Raw genomic sequence first — 26,193 nt, forward strand, 5'->3', positions numbered from 1 at the left:
GGCAACTACAATGGATTTGGAAGAAATAAATGTTTGGTATTCTCAATCTCAACGACGCACGGCTGTCTCGCTGTTGATGAAACGAGTCGGCGTAACTCGCACTAGGGCTGAATGCTTTATCAGGCTGTGGATTTACTTATTGGTTAAACAGCTTCAGGAAAATCAGCCCCGCCTCAAACCGCCGCTGGGGAAACTGGAATTGCCCGCAACAGAAGTGCAGTGCACTCACCGGGAAGCCGCAGAACTATTTTACTGCGATTCCGATCGCGGTAGCGATCGGGCGGCGGGAATGATGTTAGATAAATTAGCAGCCCTGGGGTTAATTAAAAAACACTTTGACGGTAACACTACAGAAATAGAAATTCAACCCATTCCAGAAATTTTAAATATTTCCGAACCTCAAAATCCCGTACAACTCGAATTAGATAATTTTAACCCCCGGTGCGACGCGATTCCCGTTGCAAATTTATTAGCCACCAATTACAACTGGATGAACCGCAACACTAACGCCGTTCCCCACAAAATTGCTAAAATCCTGCGGCTTTTGGCCAGTCAATACTCAAAGGGAATGCGAGTTTTGCGCCGCTCAGATAATCTCAATCCAGTCGGGTTTTACTTACTTTATCCCACCGCTACGGAATCTGAAGTAAATTTTTTTAACGCTCCTAGCAAAAGCCTTCATTTAAGTTCTATTTCCGAGATCGATCCTTTCAATATGGCGCTACCAGGAGATCCAAATTGCCAGTCTGTATTTGTCCGCAGTTGGATGATCGATCCGCAGTATTTGTCAGAATACCGAATTCCTTTCCTCGAAGACACACAAAAATTTTTAGTCGAAATGCAAACAGATTTCCCCAATCTTTGCGACTTGTACACGCTGATGATTCACCCCATGTACGAAAAACAGGCTCTGGCTTTGGGATTTCACAAGACTAGCAGTGACAGTCAGTTATCTGTTTACTGGATGTATCTCGCATTGGATAGATTTTTAGCCCTCGATATCAAGGAAGCTCTAAGAAATTTGTAATATAGTATCAATTCCGGCTGCGCCGGAATGATATAGAGGATACGGCAGTGCCGTATCCCTACGGTGATAAATTGTGGGGACACGGCAGTGCCGTGTCCTGATTTCGGGTAATATTAATTCCGATGCAACCGGAATTAATATTACTCGGCGATTTCAATGACCTAGTGAGTTATAAAACTTCCCGTCCCAAATAGGGTTGTAAGGCTTCCGGCACTTTTACAGTTCCGTCTGGCTGCTGGTAATTCTCCAAAATTGCCGCCATTGTGCGGCCCACAGCTAAACCGGAACCGTTGAGGGCGTGAACAAATTGAGTGCCTTTTTTCCCCGCTTCTTTAAAGCGAATATTTGCCCGCCGCGCCTGAAAATCTGCGACGTTTGAACAACTGGAAATCTCGCGGTATTTGCCCGCAGATGGCAGCCACACCTCTAAATCGTAGGTTTTTGCTGCCGCGAAACCTAAGTCGCCCGTACACAGTTCGATCGCCCGGTAAGGCAATTTCAGCGCCTGCAAAACTCCCTCAGCATCCTGCACTAACTTTTCGTGTTCTGCCTCCGAGGTACTCGGATGCACGAGTTTCACCAATTCAACTTTATTAAATTGGTGCAATCGAATTAATCCCCGCGTATCTTTGCCGTAACTACCAGCTTCGCGGCGAAAGCAAGGAGTGTAAGAACAGTGATAAATTGGCAACTGTTCTGCTGTCAAAATTTCACCTCTGTACAAATTGACAACCGGAACTTCGGAAGTAGGAATTAACCACAAATCATCTTGGTCGCACTTGAAACTTTCTTCAGCAAATTTGGGTAATTGGCCCGTAGCAGTCAGGGATTCAGTGTTAACTAAAAATGGGGGAATAACTTCTACATAACCTGCTTTTGTGTGGCGATCGAGCATAAATTGAATTATCGCTCTTTCCAGGGCTGCACCAGCTCCAATTAAGCACACAAAGCGGGGCTGAGCGATTTTTACGGCTCGTTCAAAGTTGAGAATTCCTAATTTATCGCCGATTTCCCAGTGCGGTAAAATACCGGAATTTTGGGGAATGTATTCGTCTCCCCAGCGCCGGATTTCGATGTTTTCCTCTTCATTTTTGCCGATCGGCGTTGACGGGCTCGGCAAGTTTGGCAGCGGTAGCAATAAAGCTTCTATTTGAGCTTTTAGGTCTTTTTCCTGTGCTTGCAGTTCGTTCGACTGCGTGCCGACTTCGTTGCCTTCGGCTTGCAAAGTTTGAATTTCGGGAGATTCGAGGGGTAAACCCGATTTTCTTTTTTGACCGATGAGTTTGGCAATTTCGTTGCTGCGGGCTTGCAGTTGCGATCGCTTGCCTTCCAACTCCCGCTGCTGTTTGTCTAATTGCAAAATCGGCTCGATTTCATAGTTACCTCCGCGCAGGTTGAGGCTTTCTTGCACGGCTTGCGGGTTTTCTCGGATTAATTTGAGGTCTAGCACAGATTTATTCTAAATTTTAAATTTTATCGGACTTGCGCTCATAAACCCGGTTTCTTGGAAAATCTTGGCTTTGGCAAGCATAAATCTATGAATTAACAAGGTTTCTGAGGATTCCTGCGTCTGTCCTATCTTAGGTTAAGAGCGACAATCCGCTCTCATATACAAGTTTTCTCAATGTTTTATAACCTCAAGTATAATTTATTGTAATTAAAAAATCTTCCAGGGTGTCACCAATCAGGGGTGACACCCCACAATAGATGCTATAGTAAGCACATTAGTAGATGCACCCTGATAATTTTCTACCCCAGCCAGCAATGGTAGGGGTTTTTTGTTGTGTGGCATGGAATTGAAGCCCTGGATGCAATATCAGTCTAAAAAACCCGGTTTCTTGTGATTATCGTCTCAAATGAGGCAATTACGTCAAGAAACTGGGTTTTTGCGTCCAGGACTAGGTTAGTAAAATATCTTTCCGGTTAAAAGTTAAAGCCCGTGCGGAGCAACCAAACCCATTGAGTGTCGTTGCGGCTGTCATTCTCAGGATTAACAACGGCCCAAACACCAGGGGTGATGGAAATGTTGTCGTTGACCTGAAAGCGATAGAACGCTTCAATGTGATAGGAAGTATCTCGCTCGCGGCGCACATTACTGCTCGTCACGCGACCTGGCAAACCCACCAAAATCCCGGGTAGGTTGCCTTCACCTCCTACATCTGGGAAACTTATCCCGATCGCTGCATACACAATATCGGCGCGATCGTTACCGTCAACATTTAGCAAAACCACGCCACCTCTACCATCCGAAACGCTGCTAACACCGGAATTTTCTGCATTGGCGCGAGTATAAACGCCCCAACCGTGAACTTGGAAGCGGGGAGCAAGGCGGTAGAATCCTTGTACGGCTACAGAATCGCTGGATGTAGCAATATTGTCCCCAAACGGTCGCGCAGCCAGAAAACTGCCCGTACCGCCTGTGAGGTCGGCTTTACCGCTTGGTGCAAAGGTACGAGAATAGGCTACGCCAATTGCTCCGCGATCGCCCCGGTAGGCAAGCTGAACTAGAGCATTGTAGGAACCGTTGAATAAACCGTTACTTTGCTGCGAGAGATTGGGATTGCCGGCGACATAGCCCACAGTCAGGGTGAGTTTTTTGACGATCGTCCAGTTGACAGCAGCACCGCCACCTCCCCGGCGGTAGAGGGGGCTGTATTGTCCGAACTTCGAGGGAATTCCCTCACTATCGCTAGCGATCGTGGGAGGAGTCAGCAAATCGGTAATATCGGAATACCCAACACCTGTGGGGCCCACGGTCAGCGAGAGATTAGAGGTCAGCGGGGTGACATACAATATGTGAGGGACGGTGATTGTGTTATCGACATTGCCATCAAAGTTCAATGCCGTCATATTTGTACCCGTGTTGTCGGCAATCCTGCCCAAGTTGCCGAATTCCAAACGGGTTCTCAGCATATCGCGACCGGTGAAGCTGGTTTCAAAATTTAATCGCCCCCGGTTGGCAATAATAGTGTTGGTGCGATCGCGCGAATCCCCAACACTGTTACCCGAGGTATCTGTTACCACCACAATAATTTCCGCATTCAGCTTCGTCGTAGTCGAGAACTGATTCGCTTCTAGTTCGGCTGTGCGTGCATCGAGAGCATCGACTCGACCCCGCAACACCGATAATTCAGTGGCAAATTCTGCTTGCAGCTTTTGGACGATCGCTAAATCTTCCCCAGTAATCTGGTTGGTTGTTCCTGTGGCAATTAGTTCGCTGACTCGATCGAGACAGCTATTCAATCCTGCGGCAAATTCGTACCGCGTCAGCGCCCGGTTTCCTCTGTAAGTTCCGTCGGGATAACCGACAATGCAGCCGTAGCGTTCTACTAGAGATTGCAGCGCCTGAAACGCCCAGTCAGTCGGTTTTACATCCGAGAGTTGAGAGACAGAATTCACCTGCGCGAAGGGTTTTTCTGCCAAGGTATTTAACGGTTCAGGAGCAACTAATCTATCAATTGGTGCAGCAAAACTTGGGGATGATGTTAGTAGAAATACACCCGGTGATGCCAGGATAAAAGCAGTAATCAGGTGAGGAAAATGCTGGATGTGCATAGGACAAAGCTCCGCATAAGGAACCGATCGACCGAATTAGCAATATTACGCTGCGCTTGAACCGGTGCGAAGTTTGTCAATCGTCACTGCGATAATTATCACTAGACCTTTCACAACTAACTGCCAGAAGAAAGACACGTTCATGAGAGTTAGTCCATTGTTGAGCAGGGCAATAATTAAAGCCCCCAGCAAAGTACCCCAAATAGTGCCAATTCCACCTGTAAAACTGGTTCCTCCCAAAATTACAGCAGCGATCGCATCTAATTCGTAGCCTTGCCCTAACATCCCCGTCGCACTGTAGAGGCGCGACGCGCTCATAATTCCACCTAAACCAGAAAGCAAGCCACTGACGCCATAGACAAATAACAGCACGCGACTCACCTTAATACCTGTCAATCGTGCTGCCCGAATGTTGCCTCCCACGGCGTAAATATGCCTTCCGAGAACAGTCCGCCGCAAAACAAACCAACTCGCTAAAACTGCGAGAAAAGCGATAATAACCAACCAGGGAATTGGGCCGACATAATTGTTACCTACCCAAGCAAAATTCAGATTTCTATTAATAACGGTAGTGCCGTTAGCTACTAAATAAGCAACACCCCGCAAAGCTGTGTAAGAACCCAGGGTTACGATGAACGGAGGCAAACCTAAATAGGCAATTAGCGAGCCGTTAATTAATCCCAAAAATACTCCGGCTATTAACGCCGCCGGTACGGCAAACCAACCCAGACCTGGAACTAAGGAAACCAGCACCCCGACAACTGCCGTCACGCCCAAAATTGACCCAACAGAAAGGTCAATCCCGCCCGTCAAAATCACAAAAGTCATGCCGGTAGCTAGGACAATATTGATCGATGCTTGCCGAATGACATTGATCAAATTTCCTAAGGAAAGAAAGTTGGGCGTTACCAGGGAAAAAATTACACATATGGCCACCAAAATCGGCAGGATACCGGCAACTTGGATAAAATTTCTCCAAGCTTGAGCTTTACTTGTTTTCTGCCGATCGCTTGATTGATTTCTGGTGCTTTTTACTTCTGTTTGACTCATGATTTTTTTACCTCTGTTGCCCCGGTGGCATAAGCCATAATGTTCTCTTGCGTAATTGCTTCCCCAGTCGATCCGCCTACCTCACCGACGAGGCTTCCTGCTCGCATCACTAAGACGCGATCGCTCATTCCCACAATTTCCGGCAGTTCGCTGGAAATCATTAAAATACCTACGCCCTTGGCTGCCAAATCGCTAATAATTCGATAAATTTCGCTTTTGGCGCCAATGTCCACACCCCGCGTCGGTTCATCTAGCAAAAGTACCTTTGGGTTGATAGCCAACCAACGCGCTAGCAGCAACTTCTGCTGATTTCCCCCAGAAAGATCCATTGCCCTGATGCTCGGACTTGCAAGGCGAATCTGCAAATTATTAATAGCATCATTGACAATTCTCAAGAGAAAAATTTCGTTAATAATGCCAGCTTTTGCTTCTCGATCGAGGACATTCATGGTAATATTCTCACCCGAACTAGCCTCTAAAAATAGTCCGAGAGCCTTGCGATCTTCTGGCACGTAAGCAATTCCGGCGGCCATTCCTTCATCGGGTGTCGAGACATTGAGATGACGACCTTCCAGTTTTATTTCACCGCTTACCTTCCGATCAGCACCAAAAATTAGGCGGGCAAGTTCTGTTCTGCCGGCGCCAACTAAACCCGCTAAACCCAAAATTTCGCCCGCATGAAGTTTAAAACTGGCCGGCTTTACTTTGTGGCCGTCGCTTAAATTTGTTACCTCAAGAACTACTGCACCAGGTGTTATTTCATGCTTGTTTTCGTACAAATCCTGTAAAGAACGACCCACCATCATTTCCACCAGGCGTTCGGCCGAAATTTCGTGCTTTTCAAGAGAGCCAATATACCCGCCATCACGGATGACGCTCACGCGATCGGCAAGGGCATAAATTTCTGCCATTCTGTGGCTGATATAAATAATAGCAATGCCCTCATTCCGCAAGCGGCGAACCACTTCAAAAAGCTTATCTGTTTCGCGGTCTGAAAGCGCGGCCGTCGGCTCGTCCATCACTAAAATTCGGCTATTGTGTTTGAGCGCCCTCGCTATTTCCACTTGCTGCTGTTCGGCAATTGAAAGTGTCGAAACCAGGTCTCCAGCCTCAAAATTTGCATCGAGGTTTTTTAATACCTCAGATGCCTTGCGCCGCATTTCATCTTGGTCTAAAAATGTACCTCCTTTCTTCAGCTCGCTGCCCATAAAAATGTTTTCAGCAACTGTCAGATTGGGGGCGAGATTGAGTTCTTGATAAATAATCGCTATCCCTAAATCTCTGGCTTGAGCGGGGTCTATCATCTTAACAGCTTGACCGTCAATTCTGATTTCGCCTGCATCGGCTATGTAGGCTCCCGCCAGAATTTTCATCAGCGTACTTTTGCCCGCACCGTTTTCCCCCATGAGGGCGTGGACTTCACCCGGGTAAACGGTTATATTTACATCGTGCAAGGCTGTAAAACCGTGAAAGGTTTTTTTAATACCTTGCATTTCGAGGACGGGCTTAGTTTTAATTGAATCTTGAGTGCTATTTACCATCGCAAATACCGTAATTTTATGCGAATTACAAGTCGAGTTTGGCTCCATCAATTTGTGGAATTAATGGCAGATCTCTCTGTATAGTGCTCATTGGGCACCTTACCCCTAGCAATAGCCGAATGACTACTAAAAATAAGTAATTTCCCAAACAACTCGGTTTCCAGCGATTCCTGGTTTATTCACTTGTCCAGCCTTTATGTTGATTGACGTTTTCGCGAGTAATCAGCGCGACTGGAATCAGAATGTTTGGATTGGCTGGCTTGTTTCCTTTGAGAATGTCGTTCCCGACTTCAACGGCCTTGGCTGCCATGCGAAATGGATCTTGAGCTGCTGTAGCCACAAATAAACTGTTGTTCTGCTTGAGCGCATCTAAAGCTTCAGGTGCACCATCGACTCCAACAATAAAGAACTCGCTCCTTTGTGCCTGTTTGGCTGCTAATTCTGCACCAATGGCACAGGGGTCATTAATTGCAAAAACAGCATCAATTTTTGGGAAAGAAGTCAGCAAATCGCTCATGACTCTCAACCCGCCATCGCGGCTGCCTTCAGCGTTCTGATCTTTGGAAAGAACCTTGAGTTCTGGATATTTGGAGAAGACACTCTGGCAACCCTGAACTCGCTCAACCACTGAAGCGACGGGAGGCCCGTTGATAATCACAACGCTGCCTTTTCCTTGCAAGCGATCGGCTATATATTGACAGCTTACTTCGCCAGCTTGCACGTTATTTGAAGTAACTGTGGCATCCACGCCTCCCTCGGCGCCGGTATCAACTGCAATTATCGGAATTCCGGCTTGCTTGGCTTTTTCGACAGCGGGTGCAATGCCTTTTGTGTCCGCAGCATTGAGTACAATCATGCTGACCTTAGAGGCAATAAAGTTTTCGATTTGATTAAATTGCTGATTTAAATCGTCGCCGCTGGAAACGAGAGTTGTCCTAACGTTTGCACCGCCGATTTTCTTGGCTTCGGCCTCAGCGCCCTTGCCAACTTGTACGAAGAATGGATTGCCGAGGTCGCGGACTGCTACAGCAACTGATGAAAGTTCGGAGCTGCTTGGTTGTATACTGTTTTGAGCCTTCTGGGAAGCTGCGGTGCAACTTGCCAGAGTGCTGCTGAGTAGACTAAAAAGACTGAGTGCGATCGTTACTCGTTTCACCTCAAACTCCAATGAATTCTCGTTTGGAGAGAGTCGCTCGTAAATATGACGTTGCCAACCTAACATTAGCTTTTGTTAGGTTTAAGCTCGAATACCTAATGTTTTAGGTGAGCGGCTTTTCTTTGTACGCGGTTGTACGAGATCGTGTTTATTTTCAGCTCGTAAAACTTTCTCGCTCGGCTCGCTAGACTACTTTTGTAAACGAAAAGATATGAATATTAATCTTTCTCCTCGATTCAAAAATAATCAACCATCTTAATTATTCTAATGCTTTCTGAGCATTAATTTTTTAGCAAGGCGTGAAAAAATTTTAGGAGAATATTTTAGACAAAATCTTTCAGAAATTGTTTTTAAAACCTGGCTGAGTCATATTTAATTTAACTCTCTATGTTGCTGATGATAACAGTTACATACTGGCTCTATATCTATCTTTAGATAGACCATACTTTCACCAAAAACTAAAAATGCGATTGCCTCGATCGCCACCGCTCTGCTAATCCACACTATGGTCGCACGCGCCGCACCAACTCAATAAATCTTAAATTTTGCTTGGGGTAGGATATTGTAAAAAATCATTAAGCTTACAGTCAATAACGGTAGATCATAGTAAACTGAAAGCGAAGCTTCGCGCTCACCCATGCAGCTAGTTAAAAAGCGCTAGTTAAAAAGCATATCGCCGCTCAAAACCAACGGTGAGAGTAGATAAGTCCAATATTTGGCTGTAAAACCTGCAACTACAGTCATATTGACATGGTTTAAAAGCTCTGGACAATGGCGATCGCCCTTTTTTGCCAAGTTACTCTACAGCAATAATTGTCTGCGCTGTCAATGCCTAAATCTGAGATGCGATCGACAAATTACCTATTCTGTTTCTTAGAAATATTTGCCAGCGAAGGCGGCATTCAATCCTACGTTAAAGACATTTTTAAAGCTTACCTGTCCATAACTGCAAGGACAAACTCGCCGCAAGCTGAAGTTTTGCTGTTGCGAGATTCCCCAGACTGCAACAATCTTTACAAGTCAAAAAATCTGAAATTTTATTACCTCAAAACCGAGAATCCCTGGTTTGGCCGTCTTAAGTTTGCTACAGTATTACTAACTCGCTTGCTGCAAAAACGACCGGAACGGGTTTTTTGCGGTCACATCAAACTCGCACCGCTGATTCAAACTTTATGCCAGCCGCTGGGAATTCCCTACACGATTTTAACTTACGGCAAGGAAGTGTGGGAACCGCTTCCGCCCAAATATCAAACAGCAATGAGACAAGCTGAGAGTATTTGGACTATTAGCAGGTACACGCGCGATCGCACTTGCGAAATTAACAACTTAAATCCCGAAAAATTCCAAATAGTGCCTTGTACTGTAGATGTAAATATATTTACGACTGGGCCGAAGCCACAGGATTTATTAGAGCAGTACAATTTGGTTGGTGCTAAAATATTGATGACTGTAGCCAGATTGCGATCGACAGATATTTACAAAGGCATCGATGTCACAATTCAAGCTTTGCCGCAAATAGCCAAAACTTTTCCGAATGTGAAATACTTAGTTATTGGCAGAGGAGACGATCGATCTAGATTAGCCAAACTCGCTGATGATTTGGGAGTTACCGAAAGAGTAATATTTGCGGGTTTTGTACCGACAGAAAATTTAGCAGCCCATTACCAGTTGGCCGATGCTTATGTAATGCCCTCCCAGGAAGGCTTCGGTATAGTTTATTTGGAAGCGCTGGCTTGCGGAGTACCCGTACTCGCGGGAGACGCGGACGGGTCGGCCGATCCGCTGCAAGATGGTAAACTGGGATGGAGAGTTCCCCACCGAGATTCGGCAGCAGTAGCGGTTGCTTGTGTGGAAATGCTGCGAGGGGAGGATAAAAGGTGCGATCGCCACTGGTTGAGAGAACAAACCCTCGCAAGATTTAGTTTTGAAACCCTTTGTCAATCCTTACAAGGAATTTTTCAACCCTCTGGCTCAGATAAACTTATGCCGTAGAGAGCGGTTTCTGGGTGTACAATGGGAAAATTAACTCGATCGACCGCCTGAATTTCTGAGTAGGATAGAGTTATGCCTACCTGCAAAGACACCCAAGGAGACCACCGTGAACCAAGGCACCCCCAAAATATCTTTCAAGCTACCCCGTATTAGCAATTGGCTGATACTGCTGGGCATCGCGTGTTTGTTGGTGTCAATTGGTTTGGGTTGGATAGTTAAATCAGTGTTGATTGTAGTAGCTTTTTTGTTGCTGACGCCTGTGGTCGCATTTTTCGCGCTTCAGTGGTGGCTGAAACGCAATTTAATTCAGGACAAGTGTCCAGTTTGTCAATACGAATTTCCAGCTTTAAATCAAACTCAGTTTCAGTGTGCCAACTGCGGCGAACCTCTGAAAATAGAGGAAGGTCATTTTAGTCGCTTGACACCGCCCGGTACGATCGATGTTACCGCAGTTGAAGTATCATCGGTTCAACAGTTAGAAGATTAACCGATTTTAGATTTTAGATTTTGGATTTTAGATTGAATAATTGTTGAATGTTAACTGCTAACGGCTAACTGTATTACCAATCCGCATTCCCAAAATTACTTTTCCAAGCGCACAGCGTACCACTGCAAAAATTTTCCCGGCCCGACATCTAATTCACAATAAGTATCAATCAAATACTTGGCTTGAGCTTCCACGCCAGATATTTTATCCACGTCCTGCGGCAAATCTTCGTGTTCCTCGGCTAACACGGTTTTCAGCTTTTCTAACAGTTCCGCCGCACTCAAAAACTGCTCTGACTGGTTTGTTTCTAAGACTACAAAGGTGTCTTCGTCATACAGTGACATAGTTTCAAAGGTTGAGGTTAATTATTTCTAAAGTTTCGTAAACTTAAGCGAGCGAAAGTATAAACTCTTAATTACAATTTTTCAGCCCCCGCTCGATCGTGTTACAATTAAGCACCATCAGAATTCCTAGCGGATTACCGTTATTAACTTAGTTGTTAACCGAGTTGTCAACAGATCCGACACAGCATTTCTGAGGAAATTTGTCAAGTGCAAATTTGTCAAGTGTCACATTGTCAAGAAATATTCGATCGGCTGTATCTAATTATAACTGGCACTATACATTCCCATGATCACATCTTCCACTTCAACCCCTGTTGCGCGCAAACCCTCTAAATCAGAAGGTCTTAAAGAACGCAGCAACTATTTACGAGAACCCGTTGCGACTGAACTGTTACAAGAAACTACCCACTTCACCGAAGACGGGATTCAGATTCTCAAATTTCACGGTTCGTACCAGCAAGACAACCGCGACAATCGAGTTAAAGGACAAGAAAAAGACTATCAGTTCATGCTCCGCACCCGCAATCCCGGCGGGTTCACTCCACCGCAATTATATCTAGCCTTAGACAAGCTATCTGAAGAATACGGCAACCACACCATCCGCGTTACAACGCGCCAAGGTTTCCAACTTCACGGGGTGTTGAAAAAAAATCTTAAAGCAGTGTTTTCCTCAATTATTAAAAATATGGGGTCAACCTTGGGAGCTTGCGGCGACTTGAACCGCAACGTCATGGCACCGCCAGCACCGTACAAAAATAGCCCAGAATACAAGTATGCGCTGGAATACGCCAACAATGTCGCCGATTTGCTGACGCCGCAAACCGGTGCTTATTACGAAATTTGGCTGGACGGCGAAAAAGCTGTTTCGGCCGAGGAAGACCCCGCAGTGAAGGCCGCGAGACAGAAAAACGGCAACGGCACAATCTTTAGCGACGACAAAGAGGAACCGATTTACGGCAGCCATTATATGCCGCGCAAGTTCAAGTGTTCCGTTACCGTGCCGGGAGACAATTCAATTGACTTGTACTCTCAGGATTTGAGCTTGGTGGTAATTACCAATGAAGCTGGCGAGTTGCAAGGTTTTGACGTGTTTGCTGGCGGCGGTTTGGGCCGCACTCACAACAAAGAAGAGACTTTTGCGCGGGTTGCTGACGAGATTTGCTATGTTGCCAAGGATGATGTTTACGATTTGGTCAAGGCAATTGTAGCAACCCAAAGAGATTACGGCGATCGCACAGACAGACGGCACGCGCGGCTGAAGTACCTGATTAACGACAAAGGTGTACAGTGGTTCCGCGAAAAAGTAGCCGAATATTTTGGCAAGCCCCTAGAAGCCTTTAAACCGCTGCCTGAGTGGAAGTATTTGGATTTCTTGGGCTGGAACGAACAAGGAGACGGCAAACTGTTTGTCGGCATTTCTGTGGATAATGGCCGGATCAAGGATGAAGGTTCATTTCAGCTAAAAACGGCTTTGCGGGAAATTGTGCAGAAGTACAACTTGCCGGTACGGGCGACGCCACACCAAAACGTGCTGATTTACGATATTTCGCCGGATATCAAACAGGAAATTCAGGGAATACTCGATCGATGCGGCATTCAGCGAGAAACTGCGATCGACCCCTTAGAGCGCTATGCAATGGCGTGTCCGGCAATGCCGACTTGCGGGCTGGCGATTACCGAGTCTGAGCGCGTGATGCCGAGTATTTTAGAGCGGATTCGCGCACTTTTGACCAAAGTGGGCTTGGAAGACGAGCATTTGGTGGTGCGGATGACAGGTTGCCCAAATGGATGCGCCCGCCCTTATATGGCAGAATTGGGGTTTGTCGGGAGTTCGCCGGAATCCTACCAGATTTGGCTGGGCGGTTCTCCCGAGCAAACGCGGCTGGCAAAACCAATTGAGGAAAAGCTGCACGTAAAGGATTTTGAAGCTTTTCTGGAGCCGGTTTTTGTTTATTTCAAGCAAAAACGGCAACTGAGCGAGAGTTTTGGCAATTTTTGCGATCGCGTCGGGTTAGAATCTATCCGTCAATTTGTAACCAACTACCAATCTACTGACTCGATGACAACTGAGATTAATGATTTAGATGTTACGTCTAGTAACGATGACGGGAACGAGACTGCCGCTGCTAGCGGTGGCAAAGTCCGCCGTCGAATTAGCGTCCGCGATGAAATCTACAACGAGCTCAAGGAAGAAGCTGCCCGTCAGGGCAAGCCGATTACACAGCTAGCTACAGAAGCGATTTCTACTTATTTAAAAAAGATCAAGGAGGAAGCATAAGCTGATTTTCAATTTGTGATTTTCGATTGTATTCAATAGACTTCTGGCAAAAGTAATATAAAGGCAGAGCATTTGCAGAAAAAAACTTGAATTTGTAAGATAATTCCGGTTGTAGATGCTCTGCCTTTATTATTTTTGAGCGGTTGAAACCCCGCTTGCCTATATCTTCTCTTTTTCTCTTCCTCTGCGTTCTCTGCGTTCTCTGCGGTTAAATAAAAAAATATATTAAGGAAAGAGCAATCCAAAATTCAATGGCTCAATTACAAAGATTAGCAGTTAGTCCCACTCAAATTTGCGATCGCAAAATCGACTTAACTAGACAACAGCAGCATTATTTAAACCGAGTGCTGCGTTTGAGTGAGGGCGATCGATTTATTGCGATGGACGGCCGGGGACATTGGTGGTGTGCCGTGCTCGAATCCCAGGAAACCGGGTTATTTGCCTCGATAGCAGAGGAGATTTCTGTGAACAGGGAGCTACCCGTGGAAGTAACTTTGATGGCGGCTTTGCCCAAGGGAAACGGCTTTGACGAGGTTGTGAGACAGGCGACGGAGTTGGGTGTGGCAAGTATTGTGCCGGTGACGAGCGATCGAACTTTGCTCAAACCAAGTGCTCAGAAGATCGATCGGTGGAGAAGGATTGCTGCGGAGGCGGCAGAACAGTCGGAACGTCAATTTGTGCCGACGATTTTAGAGTCTGTTTCGTTTGATATTGCTGTCAAAGATTGCGGTCAAAAAAATCGATTTATTTGTGTGGCTCGCGGGGACAATCGGCATTTGTGGGATTGTTTGATTGGTCGTTTCGATCCCCCCCGGCCCTCCTTAATAAGGGGGGAGCAAGAACAAGAGGAATTAGCAATTGTGATTGCTGTTGGGCCGGAGGGTGGATGGACTGACGGTGAGGTGAAAAGGGCTAGAGAATTTGGTTTTGAAGCTGTTTCTTTGGGGAGTAGAATTCTCAGGGCGGTGACTGCGCCGATTGTGGCTTTGTCTTTAGTTGGAGCGGCATTTGAGAAGTGCTAATATCAACAAATAACAAATAATTCATAAAATAGGTGAGTTGACGGGCCATGAAAATAGAGTTGAGAAAAGATCTATCACCCTTTTGGTCGATTCCCTACGGGATAGCTTCGCTTCACGCGCTTTTGGCAATTTTAGGTACAACATCAGTTTCTGCACAATCTCCTAGCTTTCCCATTGCTCAACAGATTAATTGCGATCACCCGCAAGGAGATGCGCAAGTCAGAACTTGTATTCGGTTGAAGTATGAGGCATCGGATCAACGACTGAACGAGGTTTACAAACAACTGATGTCCCAATTGAGAGGCGAAGAGCGATCGCTACTTTCCGAAGCACAATTAGGATGGATTAAGTTAAGAGATAAAACCTGTGAATTTGAAGTTTATAAAAATCGTGGCGGTACGGGTTATGGAGGTTTCCTCAATGAATGTTTGGATCGCATGACTAAACAGCGCACTGCGGAGCTAGAACAGTATTTAATAAAACAGAGATAAAATACGAAGTAGACCGTACAACACCTGACAATAATAAATAGAAACAAGTATTTATGAAAAGCCGATCGCCCTTCACCCTCGCCCTCACGATCATCTCAGCAATTGTAACCACCACCGTCCCAGCAGTTTTCGCCCAGCCACAGCCATCAGCCAACGAAATCTACATCGATAAAAATTGCCAGCGCAACCAACAACTACCGCAACTTGAAAGATTCACTATCTTTAGCCGAAACGAATTTACAACTAACGGTCAAAACTACTGGTTCTACGCAGCCCGCTATCAAGACGGAGCCGTGCTTTTCTGTACCTCACAACCAAATTTCAACCAACCTAAACCTCTAACAGCCAAAGAAATACAATCCCAATTTATTGAAAAAATAGCCCGAGAACCCAACAACAAAACAGCCTTTATCATCGCAGTCAGAGAAGGAAATGGCCCCGGGGCCACCGTGACAAATTACGGCTTAAATTTGAGCAATGTCGATCGACCAAAACTCACATCCCTTTCCATCCTACAGCAGCGGGGAACCCTCACAGACGGCGAATCCCGCCAACACACATTTCAAGGACGGGCAGGTCAATCTATTACGATCGACCTCAAAAGCAGAGCATTCGACCACAACATAACACTGTTGGACAGCAGCGGCAAAATTATTGCAGAAAAAACAAGCAACTCCCAGAATGGCAGAGAGTCTTTACTCACCGTAAAATTGCCTAGTAACGGCACTTATAAAATAGTTGTTAAAGGAGGCGATCGTACAAGCAAAGGTTCCTACAGCTTAACCATTAATTCCAATCAGCTTTAACTGAACTTTAACCAACCTCTAAGCAAATTCAAAAACAGGTGTTTCAATCACCCTAGTCGGCTTTCTATCTTCCCAAATCATCTTCTGCAACTGTTCCACAGTTTCAGGCGAAAAAAATCGCTCTCCCGTTTCCAAACACACTCTAGCAGGAACATTTTCAATAATAATAAACTTACCATTGATTTCAAGGGTATAACTTACTTTTTGTTCCACCATTGTTTCTTGCCAAATATCATTGTTCATTTTGATTTATCCTTAACTTAAAATCAATCCAAATTTTCGGATCTGGTTCGTATAAAGTAATGATTTTTACCAAAGGACGAGATGGATAACTGCACTGAACGTGCAAAGGTCTATTGGTCGTGGTGAAGCCGAAAATCAAACAGCTTGGGCCATCTTTGTCATTCGGATACTCTTCGATAACTTCACCAGCCATTATTGCTTCCCGGAGTTCTTGTACCCTGATACGGCGAACTATACTTTGGTTTACTGCGTGTTGTGAAAGCTCAAAATCATTTTTTACAACTTTGACACGTATTTTTTCAATGATTGTCATAGTTTCATATCATATCTATAAGTTAACACAAGAGTCAAAATTGTTAACCAGTGGCGGAACCAACCAAACATCAGCCAAGATAGAAACAACGCCATTCCCGCAACCGCCATGACAGACATCAACCAAATAGCCGCCGCCCTAGATGGCAAAGAATACAAACAAGCAGCCCAACTCATCAAACAACTGCAAAAAGAATCCCCCGAAAATCCGTGGGTGCAATACTACATCGGCCGTTACTACGAACTCACCAACAACCTCGAAAAAGCCCAAACAACCTACAAACAAATACTCCGCGACATCACCAACCCCAAAATCGTCTCCCAGACCCGCCAAGGCATTCAACGGATTGAAATCGCACAACAAAACGTCCGCCAACAAGCCATAGAAACCGCCAAAAACGACCCCAGCAACCTCGAACCCGGACTCCTCATCCTCGAACCCGTTAGCCCCGAAAACAAACCCGCAGCCATTCAAAATATCAGCAGAATCTTTAAAATAGACGCCTACACAACCCGGATGCAAATCCAAAGCCGCGGCTGGAGACTTTACAAAACAGGCCCCATTGCCGAACTCCGAATTTACGGCCAAGAACTCCTCAACGCCGGCATTCCCGTATTTTGGGCCACCATAACCGATATTCAAAAAATCCAAATCTTCCGAGTGCAACACTTCAAGTCTCTCTCTTCCCCAGCCGTTGTTTGCAAAGATCAACTCGATCGACTCGGTGCGATCGAATTTAACTGGTCAGAAGTTACCCAAAGAGTAGAAGGCTTGTTGCCGATGTTCATCGAAGTCATGGACTACTCACCCAACCGAAGAACCGAGCAGTTTCGCCACAGAGAAATCAGGCAAGATTACGCTCAAATCTGTGACTTGCACATTCCCAGCAGAAACTGCATTCTGCGAATTTGCGACCAAAGTTACGAATTTCAACAAGGAGTTGACTTCACCAAAGCTTCTGCCGATCTCCCCAGTTCACCGAACCCGAAAAACAAAACATCCAGAGTCAAAAACTCTCAACAGATTCCTCAAAGTACCACTAGAATTAACTGGAATAACTTACTGGAAATATTCGATCGCCAGCTTGACGTTACAGTTTGGTCAGAATTTACGCCCTTTGCCGAGACAGTGCTCGATTACACTAATATGTTGAGCAAGATCGCATCTCATATAGAAGTCGATCGCAAATCCGAAACTCCTTGGGACTCAGCTTTTCAGCTATACAGCGGATTAGCCTTCCTCAGAAAACAAGAAAATAGGGAATAGAACCAAGAGTTAAAATTAAAAATCAGGAATCCCATTTTTAATTTTTTAACGCCAGCATTGGAAATTATCCAATGCCCAATTCCCTATTATCAATTCCCAATTTCCTACTTCGTTTTCACCTGACGAGCCATTTCCCGAAAATTGTTCATGCTGGGGCCAGGGCTCCGACGACTTGCATTTGATGTCGGCATTAAATTATTAGGAGCAAAAGTCCGAATCGGTTCAGCTTGACTCGGCACTTTCCCGTTATTTGCAGCAGCAGCAGGTACCTTCGCGGGTTCTGGAGCATTAGCAGGAACGCTAGCGGCTGGTTCCTTTTCTTTTTCTTTCTTAGACTTTTTCTCTACCTTAGCCTTTTTAGCTGGTTCAGACTTCTCAGACTTCTCAGACTTCTCAGACTTAACAGGCTCAACTTTTGCCGGTGCGATCGCAGCAGTCTCAGCTTTCTTGGCAACAGCAGTTTCAACCTTCGCAGGCTCAACTTTTGCTGGTTCCTTTGCTCCAGACTCGCCCAAATCTAGGAAATATTCAGACTTTTTCAAGCCCAACAGTCTGCCGAAAAAGCCGAAAATACCGCCGAAGAAATTTTTGATAAAACCAAACATTAGACTTACTCCTTTTGTTCTTTTAGAGAAATTTGTACAAGCTTGTCAACAAAGTTAGATTACGAGGTAAGGCAACTTTTGTCTACATTTATTAATCAAAATTTACATTTTGCTTTATTTAAGCTACCTCATCCAAGCAAATTTTAGGTATAAATACCAGCACAGCTTTGCACTTATTTACAAGTATCTCAGAATTTGTTAGCGATTCCCACTAATTGCCGATCGTACCTCGATCCGATTCGCTAGCTGTCCTAGTAGGGGTAAAAGTCCCTAGGGGAGTGATTTATGCTGTAATCAGCAAGCAATTTTCCCTCAAAATGAACAGTTCGCTCGATCGAAATCCCGTCATCCTCATACACGGCATCTGGGACACAAAGATGATTTTCAGCCAAATGTCCGCCCGCCTCACCCAACTCGGATGGTCAGTCCACAGCCTCAACCTCACCCCCAACGACGGCAGCCTCGGCCTCGACTTACTGGCCAAGCAACTCGCAGACTACATCTCTGAAAACTTCGATCCAGAACAATCTTTAGACATAGTAGGCTACAGCATGGGGGGCATCGTCAGCCGCTACTACGTCCAGCGACTCGGAGGAATAAACCGCGTACAGCGTTTCATCACCCTATCTTCCCCTCACCACGGCACCCTCACAGCCTATTCCCTACGCCTACCAGGATACCTGGATATGCGCCCCGATAGTGGCTTGCTGCGCGATTTAAATCAAGATGTGACAATGCTCAAACGCATAAACTTTACATCAATGTGGACGCCATTTGACATAATAATTGTACCCTCAAACAGCTCCCAAATGCCAGTAGGTAAAGAAGTTAAAGTCAACGTTTTGCTGCACCGCCAAATGGTGACAGAACCCCTAAGTATTAACGCATTAGTTGAAGAACTAAAAGCACCTATTAAAAATAAAATTCCCACTTAACAATGAATAGCAATTTCAGCCGCAATCCAGTCTTGCTAATTCACGGAATCTTCAGAAAATCGGGAATTTTTAACAAAATGTCTGCCTACCTCACCCAACTGGGATGGTCTGTCTACACCCTCAATCTCTCGCCCCATTGGGGCAACGCCAGCATAGACGAATTAGCCCAACAAATAGCAGATTATATAGACAAAAACTTTCCGCCAGAACAGCATCTAGATATAGTAGGATTGAGTATGGGCGGTTTAGTAACTCGCTACTACCTGCAAAGGTTAGGCGGCATTAACCGAGTGCAGCGCTTTATTGCCATATCTTCTCCTCACAGCGGTACTTGGATGGCTTACACTCTCTGGGGAAAAGGCTGCGTTCAAATGCGTCCTGGTAGTGCTTTTCTGGAAGATTTAAATCGAGATGCTGCTTTGTTAGAAAAGCTCAATTTTACTTCGATTTGGACAGATTGGGATTTCATCATCGTACCGGCTTCTAGTTCCCAAATATCTGCTGCCAAAGAAGTAAAATTGTCTGTTTTCGCCCATGCCATGATGGCGAGGCATTCCAGCAGTTTAAAAGCGGTCGCTGAAGCGCTGTCACAACCATTTAAAAATCAATAAACTTATTGCATAAATCTTTGATTGATAGGGAAATCGCACATCAACGAAGATGAAATGCAGAGGTATTTTAAGATAGTTTGCAATATTGTCTAATGATTAACTTGTAGGGTGCGTCAGCAGAGAAATTCTCAATTACATAAAAAATAACTCTATTCTGACGCACCAGAATTCTGACTAAAACTTTTAGACCAAAGTTCAACCTCCCCGGTTCATCAGTGGAGTCAATTCTTCAATCTAAAATTTCAAACCTCAAATCGACTTGCGCATCCTAAGAGACTACTAGACATCTCCATAAAAGACAGTCTTGAAGAGTCAAGATGCCTGTTCCACAATAATTATTGGAGAGGTCTACTACTAAATAGCGTCGCCAACTTCAGCGTATTCGCTGCGGCCAAAAATTGCTTCAGCTTCACAGTAATACTTGAACTCCAGTATATTGTGGAAAGGGTCTTCTAAGAAGAAAGTACGGTGCTCTGTAGGCAAACCGACAAATCGCCGTCTCGGTTCTTGATAGAAATTTAAGTGGTTTTGCTGGGCTTTTTCTAGCAGCCCTTCCCAGTCAGCTTCGGAAGTAAAAATTAACCCAAAATGCCGGGGATAAATGCCTCGCTGAGGCGTCAAAGGTTCGTGGCTGACGTGGGCGACAATTTGATGGCCGCACAAACCCATAATCGCAGAATTCGGCGATTCGCGACCTAGTTCGCAGCCGAGCCCGTCTACATAGAACGCTTTTGTTTGCGCAATATCGGTCACGGGGAAGGCAAGATGAAATAATACTTGGCTCATGGAGGTACTAAATGCAGAATTCAGAATTGTTCTTTAATTATTTATCTTGGTCTAATCCTTGGTTGGTGGCGATCGCCCTAAATACAGTTTTACTCGCGATCGGCACCATTGCTCCTAAAAAATTGCTCACTCCCGCTGGCCAATTTCACGGCTGGGTATTGGGCGTCCTCATCTGGGTCTGTTTGGGATGGCAAGGCTATGCTGTGGTGATGTTTTACTTTCTTGTCGGATCGGGAGTTACCAGCATCGGCAAAGCCCAAAAAGAAGCAGAAGGCATAGCTGAAAAGCGTTCAGGTGCCCGAGGCCCGGAAAATGTCTGGGGTTCTGCTTTAACCGCTACTCTTTGTGCTGTGGGAGTTTTGGCATTATCTATTTTAGGCAATACAGGCAAGATTCCTGTGCCGCAAGATGCTATTTCCCTGTTATTGCTAGGTTACGCCGCGAGTTTTTGCACCAAACTTTCGGATACCTGCGCCAGCGAAATCGGCAAAGCTTACGGGAAGCGGACTTTTTTGATTACCAGCTTGCAGCCTGTACCTAGGGGTACGGAAGGGGCCGTAAGTTTGGAAGGAACAATTGCGGGTATTGTCGGCTCAATTCTGATTGCGCTGTTGAGTTGGGCAGTCGGTTTAATTGACTTGACAGGAATTGTTTTTTGTGTTGTTGCAGCTTTTATTGCCACGAACATCGAGAGCGTGATTGGGGCGACGGTGCAATCAAAGTTTGAGTGGCTGACCAACGAGGTAGTAAATTTTTTTAATACACTCATAGGAGCGATCGCAGCGATCGTTTTAGCGGCGACCTGGAGAGCTTTTTTAGCTTAGTTAATCCTGGACGCATTCGCGACCCAAGAAACCGACTTTTTTACGATAATTCAAGGCATTAACGCAGTTTTTTTTCAAAAAAAACTGGTTTCTTCCTTCAGGGCTATTCGTTATTAGTTATTAATCATTAGTCTCCAGCAATCAACTAATGACTAATGATTAATAACTAATCGAACTAAGCGTCGTCTTGCGGCCCAAAAACCATTTGTACAATCATCGTCGGTTCGCCCTGCTTGTGATAGCGATCGGCCCAATTGCGAATAATCTCATCTAATTCCTCAAGGGCTTGGTCGAGGCGTTCTGGCGGAATATCCAAAGTCTCCATAACTCGCATCACCTTCGGTTGTTTTTCCGCCCAATCCTTCATCAGCCGGAAATATCTAGCTGTATCCTCCACCATAGTAAATGTCCGCTCTTCCTGCTCTGCCGGAGAGTAAGTAGCGCGGCTGAGGGCATAAAACGGCATTCCCCAAGGAGCATCAATGCGAGTAACTGTTCCCGAATAGATCAAGCGCCGCTTGATGTGTTCTGCTAAAGCTTCGCTCAAAGGCATTCGCCTTTCTGGAGGCATATCTTCTTGCGATCGCCTGTGCAGAAACTCGATCAACTCCATAAACTGAAAAGAATTGATCAGTTGAGCGTCAGGGGGATTCGGAGGAATTTTGCCTTCGAGATATTTTTTTTCATCCGCAGTCAAGCTGTTTCCCGGAATGCGAGGGCGTCCCGGCAACCAACCATACTGTTCCAGCCAGACATAAGGAAACTGAATCAAATATCTAGGTTCTTGGGAACCCAACATTTTCAGCAATTTTCCTTGAGTCAGAGCTTCCTGGACTTCCTCCACAATCACCTTCACCCGTTTAGGCTCAATGTGATGCAAGTGTCCGGTCATCCGCAGGTTGTTTTTCTCCTCAATATAGGTCATGTAAATAGCACACTTAGCCGCCGTTGCGGCCGCGTCTAGAAACGCCCCGTGCCTGTGCCCACTGGTTCTCATGGCGCTAAACGCCAGATATAGCATGATCTGATCCATTGCACTAGGGCTGAGGCTTTTGACCAGATCCAAAGAGTCATTTTTCATCACTATCCCCGAAATAGCCAAACTTGGAGGCATCTTGTCGTCCTCCATTAAATTATTGCGAGAGCGCCGAATCAAGCATAGCCGACTGTCGCCGGAAAGCTTACCAGCTACCCTAATATTCAGGTTAGTTAATTTCCCTGAGGTAACAGGGGCATGGGCTTAAAGGCGATCCACACCGCATAAGTGGTTCTTATTGGTGGCGAATTTAAGTAGATTGCTGCACCCTCTGCGCTGACAGTTTACCTATATATAAATTAGTTATCGCACGTTAATTATAGTGCAGCCATTGAAAATTAAACCCCACCTGCGGCGGGGAAACAGTAAATAACTGTTGCGATCGGAGGAATTTGAGGCGACTCCGAGCTGATAATGTTTGAATAGTTATGGATGAAAACCCGGTTCGATCAAAATAAGGGGTGGAGGGCGAGGGATATCGGTTGAAAAACCCGGATGCTGCCAGGCCTGTGGGTAATTCCTGTTTAATTGAAGAGTTTTCAATACAAAACCGCCATATACTAGAATCTATATCTAGGTAGATGGCGGTTCCAGGTTTATATGCTATCATCGATCACACACAAAACAATATCCTCATAACTGTCAACAAAAAGTGCAGTTGTCGCTTAAGCTCAAAAACTAGAATCCCAGAAAATCCGATCGCTCGAATCAACAGCCCGAACCAAGTCAGTGATGATAATCGCTTACGTCCATTGCCATTAGAAATCTTGTAGCGGATGAGTGTAAACATTAGGCTCGGTAAAATCCCTGCGTCCGCTGCCCCTGTGAGGAACGCGCTCGGCCTTTTGTTGAGTTTGGGCGGATAACATATATTGGGGGGTGGCAGTTTCGAGCATTGCGAGTGGAGATTCAACAGCTCGAGCGGCATTGGCACTCAAGGTAATGCCCAACAGGCTCAGTAAAGCAATTGCAGTGTAGGTTTGCATGGGTAGTATCCGTGTCAGTGTCTATTACGTGATACGGACTTGCCCCGATCGATCAGGATAGATATCTCTGCAATTTTCGGATCTCTGCAAAAAACCTTACCTCTTCAATTCTACTGATACCGACAGTAGCCAAGCACCAGCAAAATTCAGCCGACCCGATACTGTCAGAGGCTTTTCGGTTTCGCAACTGTGTAAAAATCTGTCGGTTTCCGAGTCCAAAGTCACGAGTTGCCAAGTTTGACCGGCTAAGGATGTGGGGCTTGTCAGCATTAGCGTCCAGTCTTGTTCGCCGAGGCGGCGGAAAATGCCCGAAAATTGGCTGTGAGTATTTGCTGTTTGACTGCTTTGTTTCTCTACTGATAAAGGACATTCGCCGCTGGCGGGATATGCTTGAGGTCGATCGAGATAATAGCGCTGCCAGTCGAGCCAATCCGATCGCCCCCGTGTCAAATTAAATAAAGGAATAACCGCCGCACTCGCCTCGGAATCTTGCAGCAAAGCTTCCTGCAAAACTCTCACCGGCAACTCCCGCGGCTGACATCCAGATTCCGCGCACAAAGCCGCCGCCATCCCCGCCGCCTGTCCAATATTCATTACCGTCGGTTGTAAGCGAGTTGCACCGTTGGCGATGTGAGAGACGGAAATATTTTTTTCGCAGACTAGCAAACCGTCTGTACTGGCAGGAATTAGCGCGCTGTAAGGAATGGTAAACGGAGTTCCCGTCCAGCGGCCGCCCCAGCGGATGGATTTGGGCTGCAAGGGAATGTCGCCACTGATGTAGTGGTGGTCGTTGGCATAGTTGCCGATAGCCACCGCTTCGCAAATTCCCTCAGAATTTATCGGCAACTTCGCGACTCTTCCACCGACAACAGGCAAAATATCTTGTTCTGTCACTGTACTTATCCCTTGCAAGCGGCGGCTTTCTCGGTAGTAAGGATGTAAGGCGAAGGAAGGAAGAAGGGAAGAATTTTGTTGATTTTCGATCGTTGAAATCGGGAAAATATTCTCTGCTAAGCCGTAGCGCGGGCCGAGTTGCCTTTGAATGAAACGGGCGAAACTTTGACTGTGCCACAGGCTTTCTTGCAGGAATTCTTGTCGAGATGCTTCAGATTTAATGAGTCGATCGACCCCTTCACCATAATCATTACCTCGAATCGGCCAATTAATCATCAACAATCCGCCCGGAAGCCTGCCGTAATTGAGAAATTGCTCGGGAGTGTAACCGTCCCAAGCACCGATAAATCGATCGGGATTGTCAACAGGTGGCGCGGGAATTTCTGGTGCAACCGCACCTAAGCCAAAATCCTGTATAATTGCCACCCAAGTCGGAGCTTGCACCGAATAGCGCTCTGTGAGAGCATTAGAGGCAGCCGGCGCGCTGGGTTCTCCCCACTCACCTTGGAATTCCCAACCCCAGCGGTGTCCAACTTCCGCTAAAGCCAGCAAATCTCCCAATTCCGTGGCATCTAAAGTGATTTTGGCCGAAACCGTAAAATCTGCAAACTGAACGCCAGAAATGCGATCGCCTTCCTTCATCACATCTTGAGCAGTTTGTCCAGAAATCCAGTGCAAGTTCGGCAAACATTTAACCCAATCAGCGAAAATTTCAGCACCGGTGCGGGGATCGTAAGTAAAAAAACTGACCCAGCCCCAATCCAAACCTCCCGGCTGTCGCTGCTGGAGTTCCCGCAAAAACGCGCCCCACAAACCTGTTTGAAAAGCTGCTAATTCGTTGCCATCAGGGGCCGAAACGCCAGCCGAAGTCAGCATTCCTCCCAGCCAGGGGAATTCGCTTACTAAAATAGTTTTGGCACCTCGGCGGGCTGCTTGCACGGCCGCAGCGGTGCCGCCAGTGCCGCCACCAACTACCAAAACATCTGCTTTCAAAACTGAAGACATAGGCAATACTATTTGAGATTTTAGGTTTATTGCGAAAGGCTCAGTCAGGTAATCCGTGCCGTGAACCCTGCGGATAAATGTTCGGCGTTTGCCATTGTGTCATAATGTAAGCTAAGCTGTTCCCTGCGCACCCTGCGGATAGATATTCGCCGTTGGCGATCGCGAATTGAATTTTACTGTGTCAAGACTTGAAAAATAATAAATCCGGAATTATGCAGCGAGGGCACAATTCTGTTACTAAATGACTGCAGGAGCGATCGCAACTTTTGATTTCTCATTTTTTGCGCTCCAATATTGCCAATATGACACCGCGAATAACGATAATAGAAGAAAGGGAACAGCATCTATAAAGTTTTACGTCTTAATAATTTCCCAGTTACTAATTAACGGCTGAAAATGGAAAAAGGTTTTATTTTGTGGTTTACCGGGCTGAGCGGTTCCGGCAAGACAACTATCACCAAAGCTCTAGAACCCGAACTGAAGGCAAGAGGTTGCAAAGTTGAAATATTGGATGGAGATGTCGTTCGCACCAACTTGTCAAAAGGTTTGGGATTTAGCCAAGAAGACCGAGATACTAATATTCGGCGGATTGGATTTGTTGCTCACCTGCTGAGCCGCAATGGAGTAGCCGCAATTACCGCAGCTATTAGCCCCTACAGAGCAATTCGCGACGAAATTAGAGCAATGGAGCCAAATTTTGTTGAAGTATATGTCACAGCGCCGTTAGAAGTGTGCGAAGGTCGCGATGTCAAGGGGCTGTACGCTAAGGCTAGAGCAGGAGAAATTAAGGGTTTTACGGGAATTGACGATCCTTATGAAGAACCGCTCAATCCTGAGATTATTTGTTACACAGAGCGAGAAACTGTGGAAGAGAGTGTTAAAAAAGTTCTCAGCAAGTTAGAAGAGTTGGGTTACATTTGATGTTGGCGGGGTTGGATGA

At 45.9% G+C, this 26,193-nt stretch carries 25 protein-coding genes; 12 read left to right on the forward strand and 13 right to left on the reverse strand.

Annotated features, from left to right (window positions below):
• The first annotated feature begins 10 nt into the window (after positions 1-10).
• The gene (locus QUA20_RS05510; protein WP_333186208.1) at positions 11-1,027 is read left to right on the forward strand and encodes a hypothetical protein; all 1,017 of its coding nucleotides are present in this window, start codon (positions 11-13) and stop codon (positions 1,025-1,027) included.
• Between the two features lie 169 nt (positions 1,028-1,196).
• Here the strand turns inward: QUA20_RS05510 and serS are convergent, their stop codons facing one another.
• From serS to QUA20_RS05535, 5 genes are all read right to left on the reverse strand, one after another.
• Positions 1,197-2,477: a serine--tRNA ligase gene (gene serS / locus QUA20_RS05515; RefSeq protein WP_333186211.1), complete on the reverse strand. Its 1,281-nt coding sequence runs from the start codon at positions 2,475-2,477 to the stop codon at positions 1,197-1,199.
• Between the two features lie 473 nt (positions 2,478-2,950).
• Positions 2,951-4,582: an iron uptake porin gene (locus QUA20_RS05520; protein ID WP_333186214.1), complete on the reverse strand. Its 1,632-nt coding sequence runs from the start codon at positions 4,580-4,582 to the stop codon at positions 2,951-2,953.
• A gap of 45 nt (positions 4,583-4,627) precedes the next feature.
• On the reverse strand, positions 4,628-5,632 hold the full coding sequence (locus tag QUA20_RS05525) for an ABC transporter permease subunit (protein WP_333186216.1): 1,005 nt from the start codon (positions 5,630-5,632) through the stop codon (positions 4,628-4,630).
• The gene (locus QUA20_RS05530) at positions 5,629-7,173 is read right to left on the reverse strand and encodes a sugar ABC transporter ATP-binding protein (RefSeq protein ID WP_333186217.1); all 1,545 of its coding nucleotides are present in this window, start codon (positions 7,171-7,173) and stop codon (positions 5,629-5,631) included. Before QUA20_RS05530 ends, QUA20_RS05525 begins: the two co-directional genes overlap by 4 nt.
• A gap of 175 nt (positions 7,174-7,348) precedes the next feature.
• Complete coding sequence (locus tag QUA20_RS05535; RefSeq protein ID WP_333186220.1) at positions 7,349-8,395, reverse strand: ABC transporter substrate-binding protein; 1,047 nt, start codon at positions 8,393-8,395, stop codon at positions 7,349-7,351.
• A gap of 762 nt (positions 8,396-9,157) precedes the next feature.
• Here QUA20_RS05535 and QUA20_RS05540 point away from each other — a divergent pair.
• Together QUA20_RS05540 and QUA20_RS05545 are read left to right on the forward strand one after the other, a co-directional pair.
• The gene (locus tag QUA20_RS05540; RefSeq protein ID WP_333186223.1) at positions 9,158-10,321 is read left to right on the forward strand and encodes a glycosyltransferase family 4 protein; all 1,164 of its coding nucleotides are present in this window, start codon (positions 9,158-9,160) and stop codon (positions 10,319-10,321) included.
• A gap of 106 nt (positions 10,322-10,427) precedes the next feature.
• Positions 10,428-10,808, forward strand: coding sequence for a hypothetical protein (locus tag QUA20_RS05545; RefSeq protein ID WP_333186224.1), 381 nt, complete (start codon positions 10,428-10,430; stop codon positions 10,806-10,808).
• Between the two features lie 95 nt (positions 10,809-10,903).
• Here the strand turns inward: QUA20_RS05545 and QUA20_RS05550 are convergent, their stop codons facing one another.
• A complete protein-coding gene (locus tag QUA20_RS05550) occupies positions 10,904-11,152 on the reverse strand; it encodes a chlororespiratory reduction protein 7 (RefSeq protein WP_333186227.1) in 249 nt (82 codons plus the stop codon).
• Between the two features lie 286 nt (positions 11,153-11,438).
• Between QUA20_RS05550 and sir the strand changes: the two genes are divergently transcribed.
• The 4 genes from sir to QUA20_RS05570 all read left to right on the forward strand — a co-directional run bounded on the left by sir (position 11,439) and on the right by QUA20_RS05570 (position 15,749).
• Positions 11,439-13,430, forward strand: coding sequence for a sulfite reductase, ferredoxin dependent (sir, locus tag QUA20_RS05555; RefSeq protein ID WP_333186229.1), 1,992 nt, complete (start codon positions 11,439-11,441; stop codon positions 13,428-13,430).
• Positions 13,431-13,681: 251 nt separating this feature from the next.
• On the forward strand, positions 13,682-14,452 hold the full coding sequence (locus QUA20_RS05560; protein WP_333186232.1) for a 16S rRNA (uracil(1498)-N(3))-methyltransferase: 771 nt from the start codon (positions 13,682-13,684) through the stop codon (positions 14,450-14,452).
• A 47-nt stretch (positions 14,453-14,499) separates the two neighbouring features.
• Positions 14,500-14,943, forward strand: coding sequence for a lysozyme inhibitor LprI family protein (locus tag QUA20_RS05565; protein WP_333186234.1), 444 nt, complete (start codon positions 14,500-14,502; stop codon positions 14,941-14,943).
• A gap of 53 nt (positions 14,944-14,996) precedes the next feature.
• The gene (locus QUA20_RS05570; protein WP_333186240.1) at positions 14,997-15,749 is read left to right on the forward strand and encodes a PPC domain-containing protein; all 753 of its coding nucleotides are present in this window, start codon (positions 14,997-14,999) and stop codon (positions 15,747-15,749) included.
• An 18-nt stretch (positions 15,750-15,767) separates the two neighbouring features.
• On the opposite strand, the gene QUA20_RS05575 is transcribed toward QUA20_RS05570, so the two are convergent.
• Positions 15,768-15,992: a YgiT-type zinc finger protein gene (locus QUA20_RS05575; RefSeq protein ID WP_333186241.1), complete on the reverse strand. Its 225-nt coding sequence runs from the start codon at positions 15,990-15,992 to the stop codon at positions 15,768-15,770.
• Positions 15,982-16,305 carry a DUF4258 domain-containing protein gene (locus QUA20_RS05580; protein ID WP_333186243.1) on the reverse strand — a complete coding sequence of 108 codons (324 nt, stop codon included), beginning with the start codon at positions 16,303-16,305 and terminating at the stop codon, positions 15,982-15,984. The genes QUA20_RS05575 and QUA20_RS05580 overlap by 11 nt, the downstream gene beginning before the upstream one ends.
• A 108-nt stretch (positions 16,306-16,413) precedes the next feature.
• Between QUA20_RS05580 and QUA20_RS05585 the strand changes: the two genes are divergently transcribed.
• Complete coding sequence (locus tag QUA20_RS05585) at positions 16,414-17,571, forward strand: tetratricopeptide repeat protein (RefSeq protein ID WP_333186246.1); 1,158 nt, start codon at positions 16,414-16,416, stop codon at positions 17,569-17,571.
• Between the two features lie 104 nt (positions 17,572-17,675).
• Here QUA20_RS05585 and QUA20_RS05590 read toward each other — a convergent pair whose 3' ends face one another.
• A complete protein-coding gene (locus QUA20_RS05590; protein WP_333186249.1) occupies positions 17,676-18,176 on the reverse strand; it encodes a hypothetical protein in 501 nt (166 codons plus the stop codon).
• Positions 18,177-18,493: 317 nt separating this feature from the next.
• Between QUA20_RS05590 and QUA20_RS05595 the strand changes: the two genes are divergently transcribed.
• Both QUA20_RS05595 and QUA20_RS05600 read left to right on the forward strand, forming a co-directional pair.
• Positions 18,494-19,111, forward strand: a complete 618-nt coding sequence (locus QUA20_RS05595) for an alpha/beta fold hydrolase (protein ID WP_333186252.1) — start codon at positions 18,494-18,496, stop codon at positions 19,109-19,111.
• Between the two features lie 2 nt (positions 19,112-19,113).
• Complete coding sequence (locus QUA20_RS05600; RefSeq protein ID WP_333186254.1) at positions 19,114-19,722, forward strand: alpha/beta fold hydrolase; 609 nt, start codon at positions 19,114-19,116, stop codon at positions 19,720-19,722.
• A 354-nt stretch (positions 19,723-20,076) separates the two neighbouring features.
• Here the strand turns inward: QUA20_RS05600 and QUA20_RS05605 are convergent, their stop codons facing one another.
• Positions 20,077-20,508, reverse strand: coding sequence for a VOC family protein (locus QUA20_RS05605; protein ID WP_172184425.1), 432 nt, complete (start codon positions 20,506-20,508; stop codon positions 20,077-20,079).
• A gap of 11 nt (positions 20,509-20,519) precedes the next feature.
• Here QUA20_RS05605 and QUA20_RS05610 point away from each other — a divergent pair, with 11 nt between their 5' ends.
• Positions 20,520-21,332, forward strand: a complete 813-nt coding sequence (locus QUA20_RS05610; protein ID WP_333186259.1) for a TIGR00297 family protein — start codon at positions 20,520-20,522, stop codon at positions 21,330-21,332.
• A 175-nt stretch (positions 21,333-21,507) separates the two neighbouring features.
• Here the strand turns inward: QUA20_RS05610 and hetR are convergent, their stop codons facing one another.
• The 3 genes from hetR to QUA20_RS05625 all read right to left on the reverse strand — a co-directional run bounded on the left by hetR (position 21,508) and on the right by QUA20_RS05625 (position 25,253).
• A complete protein-coding gene (gene hetR / locus QUA20_RS05615) occupies positions 21,508-22,413 on the reverse strand; it encodes a heterocyst differentiation master regulator HetR (protein ID WP_172184509.1) in 906 nt (301 codons plus the stop codon).
• A gap of 713 nt (positions 22,414-23,126) precedes the next feature.
• The gene (gene patX, locus QUA20_RS05620; protein ID WP_172184421.1) at positions 23,127-23,354 is read right to left on the reverse strand and encodes a heterocyst-inhibiting protein PatX; all 228 of its coding nucleotides are present in this window, start codon (positions 23,352-23,354) and stop codon (positions 23,127-23,129) included.
• A 96-nt stretch (positions 23,355-23,450) separates the two neighbouring features.
• Complete coding sequence (locus QUA20_RS05625; RefSeq protein WP_333186263.1) at positions 23,451-25,253, reverse strand: FAD-dependent oxidoreductase; 1,803 nt, start codon at positions 25,251-25,253, stop codon at positions 23,451-23,453.
• A gap of 396 nt (positions 25,254-25,649) precedes the next feature.
• Here QUA20_RS05625 and cysC point away from each other — a divergent pair, with 396 nt between their 5' ends.
• Positions 25,650-26,174, forward strand: coding sequence for an adenylyl-sulfate kinase (cysC, locus tag QUA20_RS05630; RefSeq protein WP_333186266.1), 525 nt, complete (start codon positions 25,650-25,652; stop codon positions 26,172-26,174).
• Positions 26,175-26,193: the final 19 nt, after the last annotated feature.

The sequence above is a fragment of the Microcoleus sp. Pol7_A1 genome (genome assembly GCF_036701085.1).
Classification (GTDB): Bacteria; Cyanobacteriota; Cyanobacteriia; order Cyanobacteriales; family Microcoleaceae; genus Microcoleus; species Microcoleus asticus.